At 71.5% G+C, this 17,825-nt stretch carries 16 protein-coding genes; 11 read left to right on the top strand and 5 right to left on the bottom strand.

Annotated features, from left to right (window positions below; genetic code table 11):
- Nucleotides 1-31: 31 nt before the first annotated feature.
- From GA0070619_RS25990 to GA0070619_RS33145, 3 genes are all read left to right on the top strand, one after another.
- A complete protein-coding gene (locus GA0070619_RS25990; RefSeq protein WP_088950463.1) occupies nucleotides 32-808 on the top strand; it encodes an enoyl-CoA hydratase/isomerase family protein in 777 nt (258 codons plus the stop codon).
- A 53-nt stretch (nucleotides 809-861) separates the two neighbouring features.
- Entirely contained in the window at nucleotides 862-1,449 is a 588-nt protein-coding gene (locus tag GA0070619_RS25985) for a hypothetical protein (RefSeq protein WP_088950462.1), read from the top strand.
- 77 nt (nucleotides 1,450-1,526) lie between these two features.
- Nucleotides 1,527-3,062 carry a serine/threonine-protein kinase gene (locus GA0070619_RS33145; protein ID WP_231927157.1) on the top strand — a complete coding sequence of 512 codons (1,536 nt, stop codon included), beginning with the start codon at nucleotides 1,527-1,529 and terminating at the stop codon, nucleotides 3,060-3,062.
- A 70-nt stretch (nucleotides 3,063-3,132) separates the two neighbouring features.
- On the opposite strand, the gene GA0070619_RS25975 is transcribed toward GA0070619_RS33145, so the two are convergent.
- The 4 genes from GA0070619_RS25975 to GA0070619_RS25960 form a co-directional block, all read right to left on the bottom strand.
- A complete protein-coding gene (locus GA0070619_RS25975; RefSeq protein ID WP_088950461.1) occupies nucleotides 3,133-3,576 on the bottom strand; it encodes an HNH endonuclease in 444 nt (147 codons plus the stop codon).
- A gap of 212 nt (nucleotides 3,577-3,788) precedes the next feature.
- Nucleotides 3,789-4,997 carry a hypothetical protein gene (locus GA0070619_RS25970; protein ID WP_088950460.1) on the bottom strand — a complete coding sequence of 403 codons (1,209 nt, stop codon included), beginning with the start codon at nucleotides 4,995-4,997 and terminating at the stop codon, nucleotides 3,789-3,791.
- A 67-nt stretch (nucleotides 4,998-5,064) separates the two neighbouring features.
- On the bottom strand, nucleotides 5,065-6,618 hold the full coding sequence (locus GA0070619_RS25965; RefSeq protein WP_088950459.1) for an FAD-dependent oxidoreductase: 1,554 nt from the start codon (nucleotides 6,616-6,618) through the stop codon (nucleotides 5,065-5,067).
- A 32-nt stretch (nucleotides 6,619-6,650) separates the two neighbouring features.
- Nucleotides 6,651-7,133, bottom strand: coding sequence for an MSMEG_6728 family protein (locus GA0070619_RS25960; RefSeq protein WP_088950458.1), 483 nt, complete (start codon nucleotides 7,131-7,133; stop codon nucleotides 6,651-6,653).
- Between the two features lie 95 nt (nucleotides 7,134-7,228).
- On the opposite strand from GA0070619_RS25960, the gene GA0070619_RS25955 reads away from it, so the two are divergent.
- The 8 genes from GA0070619_RS25955 to GA0070619_RS25925 all read left to right on the top strand — a co-directional run bounded on the left by GA0070619_RS25955 (nucleotide 7,229) and on the right by GA0070619_RS25925 (nucleotide 16,548).
- Nucleotides 7,229-9,199, top strand: a complete 1,971-nt coding sequence (locus GA0070619_RS25955) for an NAD-binding protein (RefSeq protein ID WP_231927156.1) — start codon at nucleotides 7,229-7,231, stop codon at nucleotides 9,197-9,199.
- 61 nt (nucleotides 9,200-9,260) lie between these two features.
- Nucleotides 9,261-9,497, top strand: a complete 237-nt coding sequence (locus tag GA0070619_RS32570) for a hypothetical protein (RefSeq protein ID WP_143743126.1) — start codon at nucleotides 9,261-9,263, stop codon at nucleotides 9,495-9,497.
- A complete protein-coding gene (locus tag GA0070619_RS25950; RefSeq protein WP_157744086.1) occupies nucleotides 9,475-10,278 on the top strand; it encodes a tetratricopeptide repeat protein in 804 nt (267 codons plus the stop codon). The genes GA0070619_RS32570 and GA0070619_RS25950 overlap by 23 nt, the downstream gene beginning before the upstream one ends.
- Nucleotides 10,262-11,410 (top strand): DUF416 family protein, encoded by a 1,149-nt coding sequence (locus GA0070619_RS25945; RefSeq protein WP_157744085.1) that lies wholly within the window; start codon nucleotides 10,262-10,264, stop codon nucleotides 11,408-11,410. Before GA0070619_RS25950 ends, GA0070619_RS25945 begins: the two co-directional genes overlap by 17 nt.
- 44 nt (nucleotides 11,411-11,454) lie before the next feature.
- Nucleotides 11,455-11,766, top strand: coding sequence for a hypothetical protein (locus tag GA0070619_RS25940; protein WP_197699569.1), 312 nt, complete (start codon nucleotides 11,455-11,457; stop codon nucleotides 11,764-11,766).
- Nucleotides 11,767-11,875: 109 nt separating this feature from the next.
- Nucleotides 11,876-14,746 carry a BTAD domain-containing putative transcriptional regulator gene (locus tag GA0070619_RS25935; RefSeq protein WP_231927155.1) on the top strand — a complete coding sequence of 957 codons (2,871 nt, stop codon included), beginning with the start codon at nucleotides 11,876-11,878 and terminating at the stop codon, nucleotides 14,744-14,746.
- Between the two features lie 30 nt (nucleotides 14,747-14,776).
- Nucleotides 14,777-15,766 (top strand): ATP-binding cassette domain-containing protein, encoded by a 990-nt coding sequence (locus GA0070619_RS25930; protein WP_088950454.1) that lies wholly within the window; start codon nucleotides 14,777-14,779, stop codon nucleotides 15,764-15,766.
- Nucleotides 15,763-16,548, top strand: coding sequence for an ABC transporter permease (locus tag GA0070619_RS25925; protein WP_088950453.1), 786 nt, complete (start codon nucleotides 15,763-15,765; stop codon nucleotides 16,546-16,548). The genes GA0070619_RS25930 and GA0070619_RS25925 overlap by 4 nt, the downstream gene beginning before the upstream one ends.
- A 27-nt stretch (nucleotides 16,549-16,575) precedes the next feature.
- On the opposite strand, the gene GA0070619_RS25920 is transcribed toward GA0070619_RS25925, so the two are convergent.
- Nucleotides 16,576-17,814: an APC family permease gene (locus tag GA0070619_RS25920; protein WP_088950452.1), complete on the bottom strand. Its 1,239-nt coding sequence runs from the start codon at nucleotides 17,812-17,814 to the stop codon at nucleotides 16,576-16,578.
- Nucleotides 17,815-17,825: the final 11 nt, after the last annotated feature.

Here is a 17,825-nt window from a genome sequence, read left to right as displayed (position 1 = left end):
GCCGCTGGGTCCGCGCCGTTATGGTCGCCGTATGTCGGACGCGGAGTTGACCGTCGAGGTGACCGGACCGGTCGCAACCGTGGTGATCCACAACCCGGCCCGGCGCAACGCGATGACCGCAGCCATGTGGCGTCAGCTCCCCGAACTGCTCGACCGGCTGGAACCCGACCCGGGCGTACGGGCGTTGGTGCTCACCGGCGCGGGCGACGCCTTCTGCGCGGGTGCCGACCTCGGCGACCTGGCCGAGCTGTTGGACGCCGGCGACGCCAGCATCGCGGTGGCCGCCGAGGAACGGCTGGCCAGTTTCGCCAAGCCGACCGTCGCAGCCATCCGAGGCGCCTGCGTCGGGGGTGGCGCTCAGCTCGCGGTCGCCTGCGACCTGCGGATCGCTGCGGACGACGCCCGGTTCGGCGTACCGCCGGCCCGGCTCGGTCTGGTCTATCCGGCACCGACGACGCGCCGGCTGGCCCGGCTGGTCGGCCCGTCCGCCGCCAAGCATCTGCTGTTCACCGCCGAACTGATCGACGCCGAGCGCGCCCTGCGGATCGGCCTGGTCGACGAGGTGCTGCCTGCCGATCGGCTCGCCGGGCGGGTGGACGAACTGGTGATGACGATCGCCCAGCGGTCACCACTGAGCGTCGCCGCCGCCAAGGAGATCATCGACGACCGTGCCGGGCCCGCGCGGATCGCCTGGTGGCACCGGAAGGTGGCGACCACCGGCGAGGCCCGCGAGGGGGTCGCGGCGATGGCCGAGCGACGTACGCCCCGCTTCGCCTGGCGGGAACCGGCCGACGACCGACCGGTTTGAGCCGTCGCCGTCGATGGGTAGTCCCCGCTCCACACGGTGATCGGGGGACCACTATGGACGCGGCAGCATCGAATCCGGGGCAGACCGAGCGGGGCCAACGGCGACTCCGTCTGATTCTTCTCTTCGTGCTGCTGCCCGCCGTGGTCGGCGGTCTCGCGGTGGGTGTCGCGATGGGTGGTGAGAACACCGGCATCTTCGACGGCGACCCGCCGCACTGGGCGAGCAACCTCGGCCTCGTCCTGGTGATTGTCGGAGTCGTCATCGAGGTGGCCGCAGCCATCTGGCTGGTCGCCACCGGCCGCTACCGGTCGGGACGACAGTCGCCCCTGATCGGGCTCAGCTGGTCGCATCGTCGTCGGCTGGATCGGCAGGTGCGACGCGACGCACCCGAGGCCGACGAAGACCGGGCTCTGCTCGTGGAGACCGCCAGACAGTTCGTCAGTCAGCGCTATCTCGCGGTGCTGTGCGCTGGGCTGGTGATGACGAGCGTCGGCCAGGTCTTCGTGGGGTTCGCGCCGTTCCACGCATTGATCGGCGGCTTGCTGCTGGTGATCTGGGTGGTGCTGATCGTGTCGGTCCTGCGAAACGCCCGACGGGGTGAGGCGTTCCTCCGGAACCACCCGGATCTGAGCGAGCGGTAGCCGAGGCTCCGTCCCACCCATCGCAACACCTCGATCCGGGGTGGCCCGCCGCCGGTCGGTACGGCAGGCTGTCGGTCGTGCAGCGTGATCAGTTGCTTGCGGGGCGCTACCGGCTCCTGGAACGCCTCGGCAGTGGTGGCATGTCGGCGGTGCACCGGGCGTACGACGAAGTGCTCGAACGGGACGTCGCGGTGAAGGTGCTCGTCGCCACCCACCACAACGCGCGGCAGCGGATCCGGGCTGAGGCCAAGGCCGCGGCCCGTCTGTCGCACCCGCATGTCACCAGCGTCTACGACTTCGGCGAGTCGTTGGTCGACGGTGCCCAGGTCCCGTTCGTGGTGATGGAGATGCTCGGCGGTCACACCCTCGAACAACGGCTGGCGTCCGGGCCGTTGCCGCCCCGCGCGGGTCTGCGGGTCTGCGCCCAGGTGGCCTCCGCGCTGGCCGCCGCGCACGACCAGGATCTGGTGCACCGCGACATCAAGCCGGGCAACGTGATGCTCACGCCCGCCGGCGCCAAGGTGCTCGACTTCGGCATCGCGGCGGCCGCCGGTGAGTCGGAGATCGACTTCGAGGGGCGGCTGCTGGGCACGCCGGCCTACCTGGCTCCGGAGCGACTGGAGGCCGGCGAGGTGCTGCCGGCCTGCGACGTGTACGCCCTCGGCCTGCTGCTGCACCGGGTGCTCACCGGCCGGCTGCCGTGGCCCGCCGAGGCGCAGACCGGGATGCTCCGCGCCCACACGCACGTCGAGCCGGATCCGCTGCCCCGGGTCGACGGCGTGCCGCCCGAGGTGCACCGGCTCTACCGCTGGTGCCTGGCCCGCGACCCCGTCGACCGGCCGCCGGCCGTCGAGGCGGCCCGCATCCTGCTCGCCGCCGCCGCCGCCAGCGCAGCGACTGCCGTGGTCGAGGCGGCCGGCGCTGTCGACCCGGCGGCCGACGCGACCGAGCAGCCCGGCGACACGCCCGCCGATGCGAGCGAGCCGACCGGGCCGAAGGTCGAGACGGCCGGGCCGACGGGTGAGACGGGCGAGGCGGCTGCCGGGTCCACGTCCCGGCGAGGAGCGTGGCGTCGGGGGCGGGCCGTGCTGGCGGTCAGCTGCGCGGTGATCGCCGCGGTGGCGATTGCCGGGTCGCTCGGTGACTCGCACAACCGCCGGCTGGGGCAGAAGGGGCCCTCGACGGGAATCGGCCCGGGCACCACCACTGTGGGAATGCCGCGCAGCGAGGAGCCGGCCGACACCGGACCGGCCGCCGTCCCGCCGGCCGGGAGCACCGCGCCCGCTTCCCGGTCAGCCCCTCGGGCCAGGCCGAGCCCGACCGTCACCACCCCAGGGCCGACCCCGACCAGGGCTGCGCACACGCCCACGCCCACCCCTGGCTCGGGTGCGTCCGTGGACGCGCGAGGCGGGACGGTCACCATTCGCTGCGTCGGGAAGTCCGTCGAGGTGCTCGCGGTGACGCTCGTGCCCGGGTTCCGGGTCGAGGCGTACGACCCGGGCCCGGCGAAGCAGATCCAGGTCGAGCTGGTCTCCTCCGAGCACCGCAGTGAGGTCCGGGTGCGCTGCCCCGGCGGCAGCCCGAAATCGAGGGTCAGGGAACGCGCCGTCTGACCGGGGGCCGGCGGGTGCCGCGCCCGGGACGTACCCGGAACGCGGCCCCCCGTTCCCGCCGGCCGGTCCGTCACCGCCCGGCCAGCGCCCCCCACCCGGGGTTGACCGGCTCCCGGCGCAGCGGCATGCCCGCTTCCGACGGCGTCCGGTCACCCTTGCGCTGGTTGCAGGCGTAGCAGGCGGCGGTGGTGTTCCGCCAGGTGTTCCGACCGCCGCGCGAGCGGGGCAGGATGTGGTCGATCGTGGAGGCGGACCCACCGCAGTACGCGCAGCACCTGCCGTCGCGGCGCAGCACCCCGGCGCGGGACCAGGCCGGCCCGGAGTTGAACCTCCACCGGGTGACCACGAAGCGGACCAGCCGCACCACCCGGGGCATCGGGAAGACCCCGATCACCCGGTCCGGCTCGGCCTCGTGGATCTCGGCCACCCGACGGCAGAGCATCCGTACGGCGTGTTGGACGGTGACCCGGTGCAGCGGGCCGAGGTCGGCGTTGATGACGAGGACGGCGTCCACCGGGACTCCTTTCCAGAGGCTGACGGACAGCGAAGAGCCGCCCGGTCCGGCTGTCGGACGGGGCGGCTCAGCGCGTACGGATACGCGTCAGTCGGGCCGGCCCGCCCGGGGAACTTCCGCTCGGCAACCGCCGCCGGGCAGCGTCGACGGCACGATGGTGACGTGCGACATCGCCATGAGCTGCTCCCGCGGTGGTGGTTGACCTTGCGCGATCACGGTAGGCCGGGACGGGACAGACGGGCAACGGATTTCGATCGGCTGGTCTCGTCGGAACGTCGTTGGCGGCGGGTGGGGGTGGTGGCGTCCGTCGAGATGTGGGCGGTGGCCAGGGGGCGGTTCAGTCGCAGGGCCATCCGCACTGTGAGTTCGCTGTCCAGCAGGGGTCGGTTGACCTCACCGGCGACCGCCAGCGCCGGGCCCGAGACCGACCGCCAGATCGCGGCCAGACCGGCGCCGAGGCCCACCAGGGCGACGGTGGCCCGGGTGGCCGGTGAGCCGGCGGCCGCGGCGGCACTCACCCCGACCACCGCGAAGAGCACCAACAGCACCGGTACGAGCACCGGCCAGAAGATGCCGCGTGCCGCCTGCGCCACCAGCCGCCGGTCCCGGATCATCAGGTTCCTGGCGATCACCGCGTAGTCCTCCTCGTCGAGCAGGTCGCGAGGGTGCAGGCCGCCGGTGAGCACGTCGCGCCAGAGGTCGCCCTGGCCGCGCAGGGCCCGGCTCAGCTCGGCGGGCGCCGGCACGGCCGGGTCCCCGAGGCCGGCCCGGTCGACAGCGTTCGACCAGGCGGCGAGTGACCGGCGCACCACCGCGGCCGAGTACGGCGGCAGGACGGTGGCCAGCTCGTCCAACCACCGGCGGATCTGGATCTGCCGCCCACCGAACTGCCTCAGCAACTGGGCGGCGTCGCCGGCTCGGACGGTGTCGGCCACCGATCGGCCCAGCCGGTAGGCCAGGCCGACCCGGTGGTTGGTGGCCATCGTCCAGCGGAGCACGTCCACGTTGAGGTCGTCGAGGGCGAGCAGCAGGGGTACCGGGTCTGCGGGGTCGGCCCGGTCCAGGTCGGGGAGGAGGGCCCGGGCGGAGGCGGTGTCGGGCACCGGCCCGTTGTGCCGGGTGAGGTCGGCGATCTGGGCCAGGGCGACGTCCACCCCGTCGAGGTACATCCGCATCCGGCGGTGGGCGGACATCTCGGTGAGGTTGGAGAGCTTGGCCGGGGGTACGGCCGGTCGGGCCTCCACGGGAGCGCCGAGCTCCGCGTGCTGCCCGTGGTGGTAGGCGTCCGCCATCCACCAGCCCAGCCGCAGCGCGGTGACGATGCACGCGCGTTCGTCGCGGATCAGGGGGTACGCGTCGTCGCGGCCGATCTCGTCGTTCGGCGGGCCGCTTTCCGCGCCGACGCGGTGCAGTGGTGACATCTGCCGCTGCCCTCCCGCCCGGTCGATCGACGGTTGATCAATCGAGCGTACGACAGCGTGCCGATGTTTATGGTGCGTTTTGTCGCTTTGGTGCGCCGCGACCGGCGAGCAGCCCACGTGGTCGGATCGAGCGCACCGGCTCGGCCGAGGCGCCCTCGGCGCGCAGGATGTGGTTCGCGGCGATGATCCCGGTCGCCGCCGAGCGTTCCATCAACGCGCTCGGGAAGTCCGTGGCGATGCCGTCCCCAGCCAGATAGACGCCGGTCGCGTCGGTGCGTACCCCCGGTCGCCAGGCGTGGCTGCCCGGCGTGAACGCCGGCGCCTGCGCCTCGACCCGGGCCCGCAGCTCGCGGACCCGCAGGTCGCCGACCTCCGGCCAGAGCGCGACCAGCTCGCGGCGCATCCGCTCGGCCAGCTCCTCCGCCGGCACGCCGGGCTCGCAGGCGTACGCGTGCAGCTCGATGACCGACCCGCCGGTCTGCCGCGCCCAGCGCCGCGGCTCGTTCTCCAACCGGTGGTAGAGCGTCACCGAGTCCAGAGTGGGCTGCCGGGACACGCCGTTGAACACCGCCCGCTCGGCGGCCACGTCCCCGTCACACCAGAACCGCGCCACCGCGTACGGCGGGCCGGGCTGGCCGAAGGCGGGCATCCGCGCCGCCAGCTCCGGTGCCTGCCCGGTCAGGTCCGGGGAGGCCGCGACCAGCGCGGCGAGCGCCGGCGGGTCGACGGCGAGCACGACGTGACCGGCCGGGTGGCTGCCGTCGTCGGTGGTCGTCACCCGCCAGCCGTCGCCGTCGCGGTGCACACCGGTCGCGGCGGAGCTGGTCAGCACCCGGCCGCCGTGCTTCTCGACGTGCCGGGTCAGGGGCTCCCAGATAGCAGTGGCGTAGTCCTCGTCGGGGCAGTCGAACGCCAGCCCCTCCGGGTTGCCGAGCAGGTAGAAGTGGAACTGGGCGACCATCTCGGCGGCCGACATCTCCGCCTCGTGGTTGAAGAACGAGTGCGAGAAGACCTCGAACAGCATGGCCCGCGCCCGGTCCGGCAGTCGTAGCGACGCCAGCAGCTCGTCGGCGGTGGTGCCGTCCAACTCGGCGTAGGTGCGTACCGGGTCGTAGCTGAGCAGCGGCAGCGCGGCGTCCCGATCCATCAGTCGCAGGTCGGCCAGGCGCAGGCTGGGGCTGCGCAACAGCAGTGCGAGAAGGTTCGTCGGCGGTGCCGGCGGCAGCTTGCCGAACTCCTCGGTCGGCCACTGCTCGCTGAGGATCGGGTAGCCCGGGATGGGCTTGAGGAAACCCAGGTCACTGTCGACCCGGCGGAGAATCGACCGCCAGTTGTAGTACTGCCGGAAGAACGCGTGGAAGCCGTGCTCGTTCTGCTGGGTGCCGTCGGCGAGTGCCTCCGGCCAGGCGCCCAGTCGACCACCGAGCGTCGGCGCCGCCTCCAGCACCGTCACCGCCACACCCCGCTCGGCGAGCACCACCGCCGCCGACATGCCGGCGATGCCGCCACCAACCACCACCGCCGTGGCCGGTCGCGGCACGCGGTCCGCGCCACCGCCGCCCGGGTCCACCAGGTGCTGGCGTACGCCGATGAGCCGACCCACCACTTGCGACAGCGCCATGGGCACCTACCTCTCTCGGGCCCCAGTCTCCCCTACTCCAGGCATCGGCGCGCGCGGTCGGAGGCAGGCCAGACGTACTCCAGGTCTGCTGGAACGTCGTCACCGAAGAGGGGCCGGTAGTGCGCCGGGTCCTTGCGCACCAGCGACGAGCGGTGGCTCAGGTGCAGGTCGTCGCGGCCCAGCCACGGTGGCAGTTCGCCGTCCCGGGCCAGCTCGTCCTGGGTCCGTACGACACCGGCCCCGCAGGCGGCAGCGAGGTCGACGGTCATCGTGGTGGCACAGGTGTCCGCCCGCCCCGGTTCGGTCCACACCGCGCACATGTCCAGCCCGTAGCGGGTGAGCGCCTCCTCGTACCCGGCCCACATCTTCACCGCCGGGTGGTTGCGCCAGCCGTACCCGGGTCGGGTGAGCCCGCGCAGCACCTGGATGGCCTCCACCCGTTGCTTGCCCAGCCGCTTCTGGTCCAGCGTCCGGGCGCTGGCCAGAAAGTCCGGGTACGGGAGGAACGTCTGCATGTCGCTGCTCTACCCGTCGCCAGGGCGGGCATGCCTGGCCGGGGGATGATCCGGACGGGGTCGCCCACCGTGGCCGTGCTGATTACGATCCGGGCATGGCGGAGCCGTGGCGGGACCGGGCGCGACGGGCGGTCGAGTGGAACTGGCGGCTGCGCTCCGTCGGTGATCCACGCCCGCACTATGTGATCTGCGGGAAGGACGCGCTCGCCTACTACGTGGCCAGGGCGATGCTCGAATCCGAGCTGCCGACGGGTGGCGCCCGGGTGACCGTCGTGGTGCCGGAGCGTTACCGCAGCAACGGCCCGGACGTGGCGGCGCTGCGGGGGGTCCGGGTGGTCCGCTCGGATCGGCTGGACGTGGCCACCTTCGAGGCCGCCGGCCTGGCCGGGGCGTCCGGGCTGGCCCTGCTGCACCAGGACGACGTGGGCAACCTGCACGCCGCGCTCTGCGCCCAGGCCGTCGACCAGCGGGTCCGCCAGGTGCTGCGAATGTTCAACGGCACCCTCGCCGACGGTGTGCGCAAGTTGCTCAAGGCATCGGTCGAGGTGCTCTCCGACGCCGAGATGGCCGCGCCGGCCTTCGTGGCAGCCGCGCTCGGCGAGGTCGACCCGAGTTCCTTCCAGCACCGGGACAAGACGCTGCGGGTGGCCCGCCGGGCCGACGTCCGACCGCAGGACGTGGTCTGCGCACTGGCCCACCTCACCGAGGCGCAGGGGGTGGAGCTGCTTCCGGCCGAGCAGGCTGGCGCGGACCTGGTGCTCGCCGAGGCGACGGGGCAGCCACCCGCCACCGAGGTCGCCGCCCGTCGACTGGTCCGGGCCCGTCGGCGACGCCGTCCGGTCGCGGTGCTGCTGGGCGCGGTACGCGGCTTCGCGACCCGCAAGATCGGCGTTGCGGTGATGCTGGTGCTCGCGGTGATCGCGGTGCTGGGGGCGCTGATCTCCCGCACCGAGGGTGCCTCCCCACTGGAAGCCCTGTACCTGACGCTGGTGACCACGCTCAGCGGCGCCGACCCGGACACCACCAAACCAGCCGGCGCGCAGATCATGCAGGTGGTGCTCAACCTGGCCGGGCTGGCGCTGATTCCGCTGATCACCGCCGTCGTGGTGGACGGCATCGTCAACGCACGACTGGCCCTGCACACGGGCCAGTTGCAACCCGCGCGGGTCGGGCACGTCGTGCTGATCGGCCTGGGCAACGTCGGCACCCGGGTGATGGCGCAGCTTCGCGAGTACGACGTCGAGGTGGTGGCGATCGACAAGGACCCGGAGCCGCGCGGCGCCGCCCTGGCCCGTCAGCTGGAGGTGCCGCTGATCGTCGGTGACGCCGCGCTGCCGGAGACGCTGGTCGCCGCGTCGGTGGCCGACTGTCAGGCGCTGGTGGTGGCGTCTACCGACGACGTGGCCAACCTGGAGGCGGCGCTCGCGGCCCGTGATCTTCGTGGGGACCTGCGGGTGGTGCTGCGGTTCTTCGACGGTGACTTCGCCGAGCGGGTGGAGGAGACCTTCGCTCTCGGCGTCTCCCGGTCGGTCTCCTACCTGGCTGCCCCGGCCTTCATCGGTGCCCTCACCGAACGGGCGGTGATCACCACGATTCCGGTCGACCGGCACGCGCTGCCGGTCGCCGAGGTGCCGGTCGCCGCCGGCGCCGAGTTGGACGGCCGGCCCCTGGGCATGGTCAACCGGGACGGGCAGGTCCGGCTGATCGCCCGGACCCCGGCCGGTGGCGGCAGGACGATCTGGTGGAAGGACCTCGACCCTCGCCAGGTGATCTTCGCGGGCGACCGGTTGACAGTGGTCGCACGCCGACGCGGATTGGACTGGCTGACGCGGCAGTGTGCCCCGCCAGCCCGCCCGGGCCCGGTCTCCCGGCCGGCCGGAGCGGTCCACGGCGGAGTGCCCACCCCAGCGGCGGCGTCTCCCTCGGTGCCGGGCCAGACGGACTCGGGGGCCGGCGTGGCCCACCCCGTTGCCCCCGCCGCAGGCGCTTCCTCGACAATCGCTGGCGGACCACCGGACGACTTCGCGCTGACCCGCCGACATGACGAGAGCGGCGAGGTGAGCTGACATCACCCGGCGCGGCCGCTGCGCTATCCACCGGGTCAGGGAAGAAGGGCAGCGTAAGCGGTTGTCAATCACCGACTCGTGGTCATCGGGTTGCCTGCCGATCAAGAACGGTCTCTATCGTGCTGATGGCCTGGCTCGAGCGGTGCGAGTGGGGCCCAGGCAGCCCGGCGGTCTGGAACTGCTTGATTCGTTCTCCCCCGCAGGGATTCTCTCGGACGACCCGGAATACGTGACCTACGTCGACGTCACTGGGTTGGTCATGGAGGTGGATTTGGATGATGCTGCATTCGATTTATGACCGGTGGAGTTGGGACCGCCAGGATCCGGTTGAAGTGGCGGACTCGTGCCTCAGGTCTGCTGCCGCAGGCGATGACTCGGCTGTCGCTGAGCTGCTTCGCCTGTGCCCTGTGCTGAAGGCGCAGGCTGACCTCGGAAACACTCGTGCACGTACGATGTTGGGCGTCATTTTCATGCTGTATGTCGACGCTCCGGAGGAGACTGTCGACTTCCTGGGTCAGTCCGCCGCCGAGGGCGACGTGGTCGCTCAGCGGACTATGGCGTACCTGCTGGAGCGAGGGCAGGGGGTCGCCTTTGACAAGGAAAGGGCGATGCGGCTCTATCGTGCGGCAGCCGAGGGCGGAGACGGGATAGCTGCCTTCAACCTTGGCCTGCATTACGCCAATGGCGAATTCCTTGCGGTCGACATCCCTAACGCCGTGCGCTGGTTGAGGGTAGCTGCGAAGGCGGAAGTCACTGAGGCGTACCCGTTCCTGGGAAACTATCTGGCTGCCCTTGACCTTGATGAAGAAGCGTTCGAGTGGTATCTCTTCGGTGCCGAGGCGGGTCAGTCCAACTGCATGTTCGTCGTGGGCAGTTGGTACCGGGACGGCATTGGGACGAGCGTGGATCTGGTGCAGGGTCTGCGGTGGTTCATTGCGATGCTCAATGAGGGCAGCGGCGACGGAGTGCACGAGGCCCACCAGCTGGTCTCACGGATGACCTCCGGAGAGGTTCGAGAGGCTGCTCGCCTGGCGGGCCGACCATTCGACGCGGAGGTGTTCCTTGAGCAAGGAAACTGAGCCCTCTTGCCGTCCTGAAGCTGGAGCAGCGTCTACCGAGAGCTTCAACGGTCAGCGGCTGCGCACGGTCCTTGCCGCACTCGAACCGTGGCAGCGTGTTGCGTTCGCGGTCAGTTGTGTCGAGGTTCTGGTGCCGTCCTATGTCAAGTTCAGCGAGCCGGACCAGATCGGTGACGCTGACCTCGTGCGGGCCAGCGTCGATGCTGTCTGGTCGGCCTCGGCCGGTCATCAGCCGGCTGTGCACGGTCCCGAGTTGCCCTCGCCGGACGCAGTGAAGGAGTTGCTGCCCTCGGAGGATGACTGGAATGACTGGGCACCTCAGGCGGAGGATGCGGTCGCGTCGCTCATCTACCTGCTTGAGCTGGTGGGCAGCGATGACGTCACCTACGCCGTCTACGCAGCCGAGCGGGCATATGCGGCGGCCGACGAGCTCTCGGCTCGGGAGCAGGGCCTTGGGGTGCTCGACGCCGATGACCGTGAAGCTCTGCTTGGGTCGCCGTCAGTCCAGGTTGAGCTGCGGCGGCAGGCGGAGGCTCTCACAATTCTCGGAGACTCGGCCGGTGACCGGTCAGCCGTCGCAGAGCTTCGCGCCGCTGCTCGACGAATTCCGGTCGGTGGTGTGCGGCAACTGCCGTGGGACGACGGTGTTCTTAATGGCGACACGGACGCTCCCTGTCAGACCCTAGGCAGCTTCTCGGCCGCTTCGTCAGTGATTAAAGATCGATTGAGGGTGGCCGGCTTCCACGTGCTCGAGGCGTATGACATGGCGGAAGGGCTGCCGTCCGAACAGGAAGCCTGGAAGCCGGTCGTCAGTTCGCTGGCAAGCCCCGAATGGTCGATCGCACTCGCCGCGGTCGATGCAGTGGAACAGGTGGAGCGGCGGTGGCGCCGCTTGGTGCATGAGCGCGGGTTGACGAGCGGCGATGGCACCCTGCTAATCAGCCTCACCGAACAAAGTGGCGACAGGGGTTGGGTGGCGGTGCGGCTGCCAGACGGGCCGTTGGCGCTCGACGCGCTCGGTCCGAATCCTGGCGAGCCGGAGTTTGTCGCGATGTCGCTGGCTGGCGATGGTGTATGCGGGGTAACGGCAGAGGAGTACGAGTTGTGGGTGGTATGCGCTCGACTTGATTGAGCGGGGGCCGATGAGACAACCGTGCGACGCGGAAAGGAGTCGGGATGGCAGCGCTGAGCGAACACATAAATGTCTACACAACGGCAATCGCAGTCCTCGAAGATAAACGATTCTCGATTTGGCACGACAGGGAAACCGATACCTTTTGTGCTCAGCGGGATGGCTGGGACTTCGGGGCGGACAACCCAGTTTCCCTACTCGGCCTGGTAGCGATATTTGAATACAAGAATCCAAGCGAGTACATAAGCTCTTGGTGGGAGACTGAGGGCAGCATTCGCTACCCGAATGTTCCCGATAATGCACCTGAATACACCCCTGTCTACGCTAGATTCCGACACCAAAGCGAGCGCGAATAGGGACTTCTCCTTCCTGTGCGGAGCACCGAAATTGCGGTTCACCCTCCGACCCGCAAGCTCGGCGGATCGGTCAGCCGGAACCGGCCGGAGCTGAGCGACAATGGACGGCATGCGTTTCCGCATCCTGGGACCGACCCAGGTGGTGCTGGCCGACGGGCGAGAGGTCCCCGTGGGCGGTCCGCGGCTGCGCGCCCTGCTGGCGCTCCTCCTGCTCGACGCGGGTCGGGTGGTCTCCGCGGAGCGCCTGATCGACGGCCTGTACGGGGAGCATCCGCCGCGTGGTGCGTCCAACGCGCTCCAATCCCAGGTGTCACGGCTGCGCCAGGCCCTGCCTGCCGGGCACGACCCGGTCGAGTTTCACCCGGCCGGCTATCGCCTGGCCGTGGACCCCGACGATGTCGACGCGTACCGGTTTGAACGGCTTGCCCGGGCGGGACGCCGCGCGCTCGTCGACGGCGACTGGCCCCGGGCGGCGGCGGTGTTGCGCGAGGCGCTGGAGCTGTGGCGTGGTCCCGCCCTGGCCGATGCCGTCGGCGCAGCCGGCGCGCCCGCCCAGGCGGCCCGGCTGGACGAGCTGCGGTTGGCCGCCATCGAGGATCGGGTCGAGGCGGACCTGGCGTTGGGCGCACAGAGCGCGCTGATCGCGGAGCTGCGGGAGTTGGTCGTCGCGCATCCCCTCCGGGAGCGCTCGCGCGGCCAGCTCATGCGGGCCCTGGCGGCACTGGGTCGGCCAGCGGAGGCGCTGGCCGAGTTCGAGGACGCCCGGCACACGCTGGCCGAGCAGCTCGGCGTCGACCCATCGGCGGAGTTGGCTGCCGTTCACCTGGCGGTGCTGCGTGGTGAGGAACGCGCGGCGGCCGAGCAGGCGCTGCCGAGCCAGCTCACCACGTTCGTCGGGCGGGAGGAGGAGCTCAAGCGCGTTCGAGCGTTGCTCGGCGAGCGCAGGCTGGTCACCCTCACCGGCCCTGGGGGAGCGGGCAAGACCCGGTTGGCCATCGAGGCGGCGGGACGCGTCGACGGCGACGTCCGTTTCGTCGAGCTGGCCGGGCTGGCCGACGGGTCGGACGTACCACAGGCGGTGCTGAGCGCGCTCGGTCTGCGTGACGCGGGTCTACGGGCCCCGGCCGAGCCGGGCCGGCAGTCTACCGACCGACTGGTCGAGGCGTTGGCCGAGCGGCGGCTGCTGCTGGTGCTCGACAACTGCGAGCACGTCATCGCCGACGTGGCCCGGCTCGCCGCACGACTGCTGGGCGCGTGCCCGGCGCTGCGGGTGCTGGCCACGAGTCGCGAGCCGCTCGGGTTGGCCGGTGAGGCGCTGTGCCCGTTGTCCGGGCTCACCCTGCCGCCACCCGACGCGTCGACGGAGAATGCCGACGACTACGCCGCGGTCAGCCTCTTCGCCCAACGGGCCGCCGACGTCGCACCCGACTTCACCGTCACGGAGGCCAACGTCGACGTGGTGCTGCGGATCTGCCGCACCCTCGACGGCCTGCCGTTGGCGATCGAGCTGGCCGCCGCGCGGCTGCGGGCGTTGCCCGTCGCGGAGGTGGCCGCCCGTCTGGACGACCGGTTCCGGCTGCTGTCCATGGGCAGCCGGGCCGCGTCGCCCCGACACCGCACGCTCCGGGCCGTGGTCGAGTGGAGCTGGGACCTGCTCGACGATGCCGAACGCAGGCTGGCCCGCCGGCTGACCGTTTTCGCTGGCGGCGCCACGCTGGAGGCCGCCGGGCGGGTCTCCGGCCTTCCCGCGGCAGAGTTCGTCGACGCGCTGAGCGGTCTGGCCGACAAGTCCTTCGTGGAGCTGACCGGCGGCCGTTACCGGATGCTGGAGACGGTGCGTGCCTTCTGCGCCGAGCGTCTCGCCGAGGCCGGCGAGGCCGACCAGCTACGTCGTGCGCACACCGCGTACTTCCTGGAGTTCGCCTGGACCGCCAGCGACCACCTTCGGCGAGCCGAACAGTTGCACTGGTTGCGGCGGCTCGACGCCGAGCGGGACAACCTGCACGCCGCCCTGCGCCGTGCCACCGCGGCCGGTGACGCGCCCGACGCGGCCGGGTTGGTCGCGGCCCTGTCGTTCTACTGGTGGCTGCGGGGCATGCGCGGGGAAGCGGCCCGATTGGCCGCCAACGTCCTCGACCTGCTGGGGGCCGAAGCGCCGCCGGGGCTGAGCGAGGAGTTCGCCCTCTGCGTCTACAACAGCTCGCTCGCCGGTGCCGGCCACCTGCCTTCGCTCGGAAATCAGCGGTCCGTGATCCGCAGCCTCGACCGGGCACCTCGACAACCGTTCCTGCTGTATCTGTCGGGGATCTCGACCGGGCCGCCGTCCGGCGGCGCAGAGCACGTCGAGGAGCTGATGCGGGAGCTGCGGCGACTGGTCGGTCCGGACGTGTGGATCAACGCGCTCGGCGCGATGGGAAGCGGCTCGGCGCTGATGTGGAGTGGCGAGTGGGACCGGGCCAGGAGCGCGCTGACCACCGCGCTCGACGGCTTCCGGAGCACCGGGGACCGGTGGGGCTGCATGATCACACTCGGTGCGCTCGGCGAACTGGCTGCCTGGCAGGGTGATCCGGAGACGGCGGGCGCCCACATGGACGAGGCCATGGGACTGGTCGAGGCGCTCGGGTCGGCCGTCGACCAGGCCGACATGCTGCGGACCAGGGGCGAGATCCGGCTGCGTGCCGGTGACCTCGCCGCGGCACGGGACGACTTCGCCGGTGCGCTGCTCCTTGCGCAGCGCAGCGGCGCGCCCGAGTTCGTGGCCAGCGCTCGCCTCGGCCTCGCCCAGGTGGCCCGGCTGCGCGGCGATCTGGTCGAGGCGAGACGGCTCTGCGAGGAGGCGTTGGTCGGCGGGCTCACCGGCTGGTACGTCGGCGAGGCCACCCGGTCGGAGATCATCCTCGTGCTCGACGAGATCACCGAGCAGGAGAAGGCCGAAGCCGCGAGCAGGCCTGGTGCGCTGCCGTCAGCGGACGGTGCGTGACCCGTCAGCGCCTGACCGCACCGTGGGGTCATGACGACATACGAGGTGGTCGCCGAGGGTCTGGGCAAACGGTACGGCCCCACCCGCGCGCTCGACAGGTTCGACCTGGCCGTACCGACCGGCACTGTGTACGGGCTGCTGGGGCCCAACGGCGCGGGAAAGACGACGGCCGTACGGATCCTCACCACTCTGCTGCGCTTCGACGCGGGCAGGGCCACCGTGGCCGGGTTCGACGTGCTGCGACAGCCGGACGAGGTGCGGGCCCGGATCGGGTTGACCGGGCAGTACGCCGCGGTCGACGAGACCCTCAGTGGTCGGCAGAACCTGGAGCTGTTCGGCCGCCTGTTCCGGCTGGGCCGGCGGGAGGCCCGGCAACGCGCCACCGAACTGCTGGAACGGTTCGGGCTTGCCGAGGCGGCGAGCCGCTCCGCCGGTGAGTACTCGGGTGGGATGCGCCGTCGGCTGGACCTCGCCGCCAGCCTGATCCGTACGCCGCGCGTGCTCTTCCTCGACGAGCCGACGACCGGCCTGGACCCGCGCAGCCGCAACCAGGTGTGGGACCTGGTCCGCGCCCTGGTCACCGAGGGGACGACGGTGCTGCTCACCACCCAGTACCTGGAGGAGGCCGACCAGCTCGCCAACCGGATCTCGGTGATCGACGCCGGTCGGGTGGTGGCCGAGGGGTCACCGGACGAGCTGAAGTCGATGACCGGCGGCGACCGGATCGAGGTGGTGGTGCGCGATGCGGCCGACCTGGACCTGGCCGCCGGCATCGTCGCGCCGATCTGCGGCGCGGAGCCCGAGCGTGACCCGGAGATCCGGCAACTCAGCGTGCCGGTGGCCGACCGGGTTGCCGGGCTGGTCGACGTCGTGCGGGCGTTGGACGACGCGGGGATCGCGGTCGAGGACATCGGCCTGCGGCGCGCCACGTTGGACGAGGCGTTCCTGCATCTGACCGGTCATCGTCCCGACGAGGCCCGCGAACCCGTTGGCGCCGGACGAAAGGCGGACGTGGCATGACTACTGCGGTAGCCGACGGTTGGACGATGACCAGGCGCAACATGATCCATGTCGTCCGTCAGCCGGAGGAGGTGATCCTGTACTTCTCACTGCCGATCATGTTCGTGCTGGTCTTCGGGTACGTGTTCGGCAGCGGCATGCAGGTCCCCGGTGGTGGCAACTATCGCGAGTTCCTGCTGCCCGGGGTCTTCGTGATGACGATGCTGTACGGCCTCGGCGCTACCGCGACCGGCGTGGCGCTGGACCTCAGCCGGGGTGTCGTCGACCGGTTCCGGTCGATGCCGATGGCACGGTCCGCCCTGATGACCGGCCGCAGCGCCGCCGATCTGCTGCGCGCCTTGCTGGAGATGTCCACCCTCCTGGTCTGCGGCCTGCTCGTCGGTTGGCAGTGGCGAGAGGGTGTGGGCAAGGCGTTGCTCGCCGTCGGGCTGCTCCTGCTGCTGCGGGTCGCGATCACCTGGATGGGGATCTACCTGGCGCTGCTGGTCCGCAGCCCGGACACCGTCGGCGTCATCGTCTTCCCGGCGGCGTTTCCGCTCACCGCGATCTCCAATGTCTTCGTGTCGCCGGAGCTGATGCCCCCGGTCATCGGGACGATCTCGGAGTGGAACCCGTTGTCGGCCACAGTCGCGGCGATCCGCGAACTGTTCGGCAACCCGGGTCTGGGTGGCGACTCCTGGCCGGCGGAGCACGCCATGCTGTTGGCGGTGCTGTGGCCGGTGCTGCTGATCGCGACGTTCGCTCCGCTGGCGGTGCGCCGCTACCGACGCCTGAGCCGTTGACCCCCGCGCGCCGGTGGCCCGCTCAGGTCACCGGCGCGCGAGGCGCAGCGCGTACCAGGCGGTGCCAGCGACGAGCACACCGAAGCCCGCGAGGACGCTGGTCACGGGCAGGTTGACCGCGAGCAGCAGACACCCGACCAACCCCAGGCCGGCGAGCACCTGCACCGGCAGCCGCCGACCGGGTTCCCGCCCCAGTGTGAGCGCCGCCGCGTTGGTGATCGCGTAGTAGACCAGCACCGTGCAGCTGGAGAAGCCGATGGCCCCCCGTACGTCGCCGAGGAGCACGACCACGATCACCACGGCGGCAACCGCCAGCTCCGCGCGGTGCGGCACCCGGTGCACGGGGTGCACGGCGGCCAGGGCGCCGGGCAGGTCGCGGCGGCGGGCCATCGCGAGGGTGGTCCGGCCGACTCCGGCGACCAGGGACAGCAGCACCCCGACGACCGCGATCGTGGCCCCGGCGCGGACCACCCAGGCCAGGCCGGGCAGCCCGGCGGCGGTCACCACGTCGACCAGGGGCGCGGCGGACCCGGCCAGCCGGTCGGCGCCGAGTACGCCGAGCGTGACCACGGCCAACACCACGTAGATCGCGAGCACCGCCCCGAGCGCCAACGGGACCGCGCGGGGAATGGTCCGCTGCGGATCGCGGACCTCCTCGCCGAGCGTGGCGATCCGGGCGTACCCGGCGAAGGCGAAGAAGAGCAGCCCGGCGGCGGTGAGCACACCCCGGGCGGAGCCGCCGGGCTCACCGAGCCGATCCAGGTGCACCGGCCCGCCCGCCACTCCGACGACCGCGACCAGGGCCAGCACCGCGAGCACCAGCGCCACCAGCAGTTTCGTGACGGTCGCCGTCTTGCCGATGCCGCGCAGGTTCACCCCGGTCACCGCGAGCACCGCGCCGACCGCGACCAACCGGGCCTGGCCCGGCCACAGGTACGCCCCGATGGTCAACGCCATCGCCGCGCAGCTCGCCGTCTTGCCGACCACGAAGCCCCAGCCGGCCAGGAACCCGGCGAACGGCCCGAGGCGTTCCCGGCCGTAGACGTACGTGCCGCCGGACTCCGGGTAGCGGGCCGCCAGCCGCGCCGAGCTGGCCGCGTTGCAGAAGGCGATGAAACCGGCCAGCACCAGCGCGGGCAGCAACCCGGAGTCGCCGGCCGCCGCCGCGGCCGGGCCGAAGACCACGAAGACGCCCGCGCCGAGCATCGAGCCCAACCCGATGACAACCGCATCCGGTACGCCAAGCCGCCGCGACAGTTGGTCCACGGACCGAAACC

The organism is Micromonospora zamorensis, assembly GCF_900090275.1.
Lineage (GTDB): Bacteria > Actinomycetota > Actinomycetes > Mycobacteriales > Micromonosporaceae > Micromonospora > Micromonospora zamorensis.
Note: the sequence above shows the minus strand (reverse complement) of the source record. Positions and strands in the feature narration are given on the sequence as shown.

What these genes read in the sequence shown, in the direction of transcription:
- GA0070619_RS25990 (WP_088950463.1), top strand. Translation starts at nt 32, where the DNA reads ATGTCGGACGCGGAGTTGACCGTCGAGGTGACCGGACCGGTCGCAACC.
- GA0070619_RS25985 (WP_088950462.1), top strand. Translation starts at nt 862, where the DNA reads ATGGACGCGGCAGCATCGAATCCGGGGCAGACCGAGCGGGGCCAACGG.
- GA0070619_RS25970 (WP_088950460.1), bottom strand. Translation starts at nt 4,997, where the DNA reads ATGTCACCACTGCACCGCGTCGGCGCGGAAAGCGGCCCGCCGAACGAC.
- GA0070619_RS25965 (WP_088950459.1), bottom strand. Translation starts at nt 6,618, where the DNA reads ATGGCGCTGTCGCAAGTGGTGGGTCGGCTCATCGGCGTACGCCAGCAC.
- GA0070619_RS25960 (WP_088950458.1), bottom strand. Translation starts at nt 7,133, where the DNA reads ATGCAGACGTTCCTCCCGTACCCGGACTTTCTGGCCAGCGCCCGGACG.
- GA0070619_RS25955 (WP_231927156.1), top strand. Translation starts at nt 7,229, where the DNA reads ATGGCGGAGCCGTGGCGGGACCGGGCGCGACGGGCGGTCGAGTGGAAC.
- GA0070619_RS25950 (WP_157744086.1), top strand. Translation starts at nt 9,475, where the DNA reads ATGATGCTGCATTCGATTTATGACCGGTGGAGTTGGGACCGCCAGGAT.
- GA0070619_RS25940 (WP_197699569.1), top strand. Translation starts at nt 11,455, where the DNA reads ATGGCAGCGCTGAGCGAACACATAAATGTCTACACAACGGCAATCGCA.
- GA0070619_RS25935 (WP_231927155.1), top strand. Translation starts at nt 11,876, where the DNA reads ATGCGTTTCCGCATCCTGGGACCGACCCAGGTGGTGCTGGCCGACGGG.
- GA0070619_RS25930 (WP_088950454.1), top strand. Translation starts at nt 14,777, where the DNA reads ATGACGACATACGAGGTGGTCGCCGAGGGTCTGGGCAAACGGTACGGC.
- GA0070619_RS25925 (WP_088950453.1), top strand. Translation starts at nt 15,763, where the DNA reads ATGACTACTGCGGTAGCCGACGGTTGGACGATGACCAGGCGCAACATG.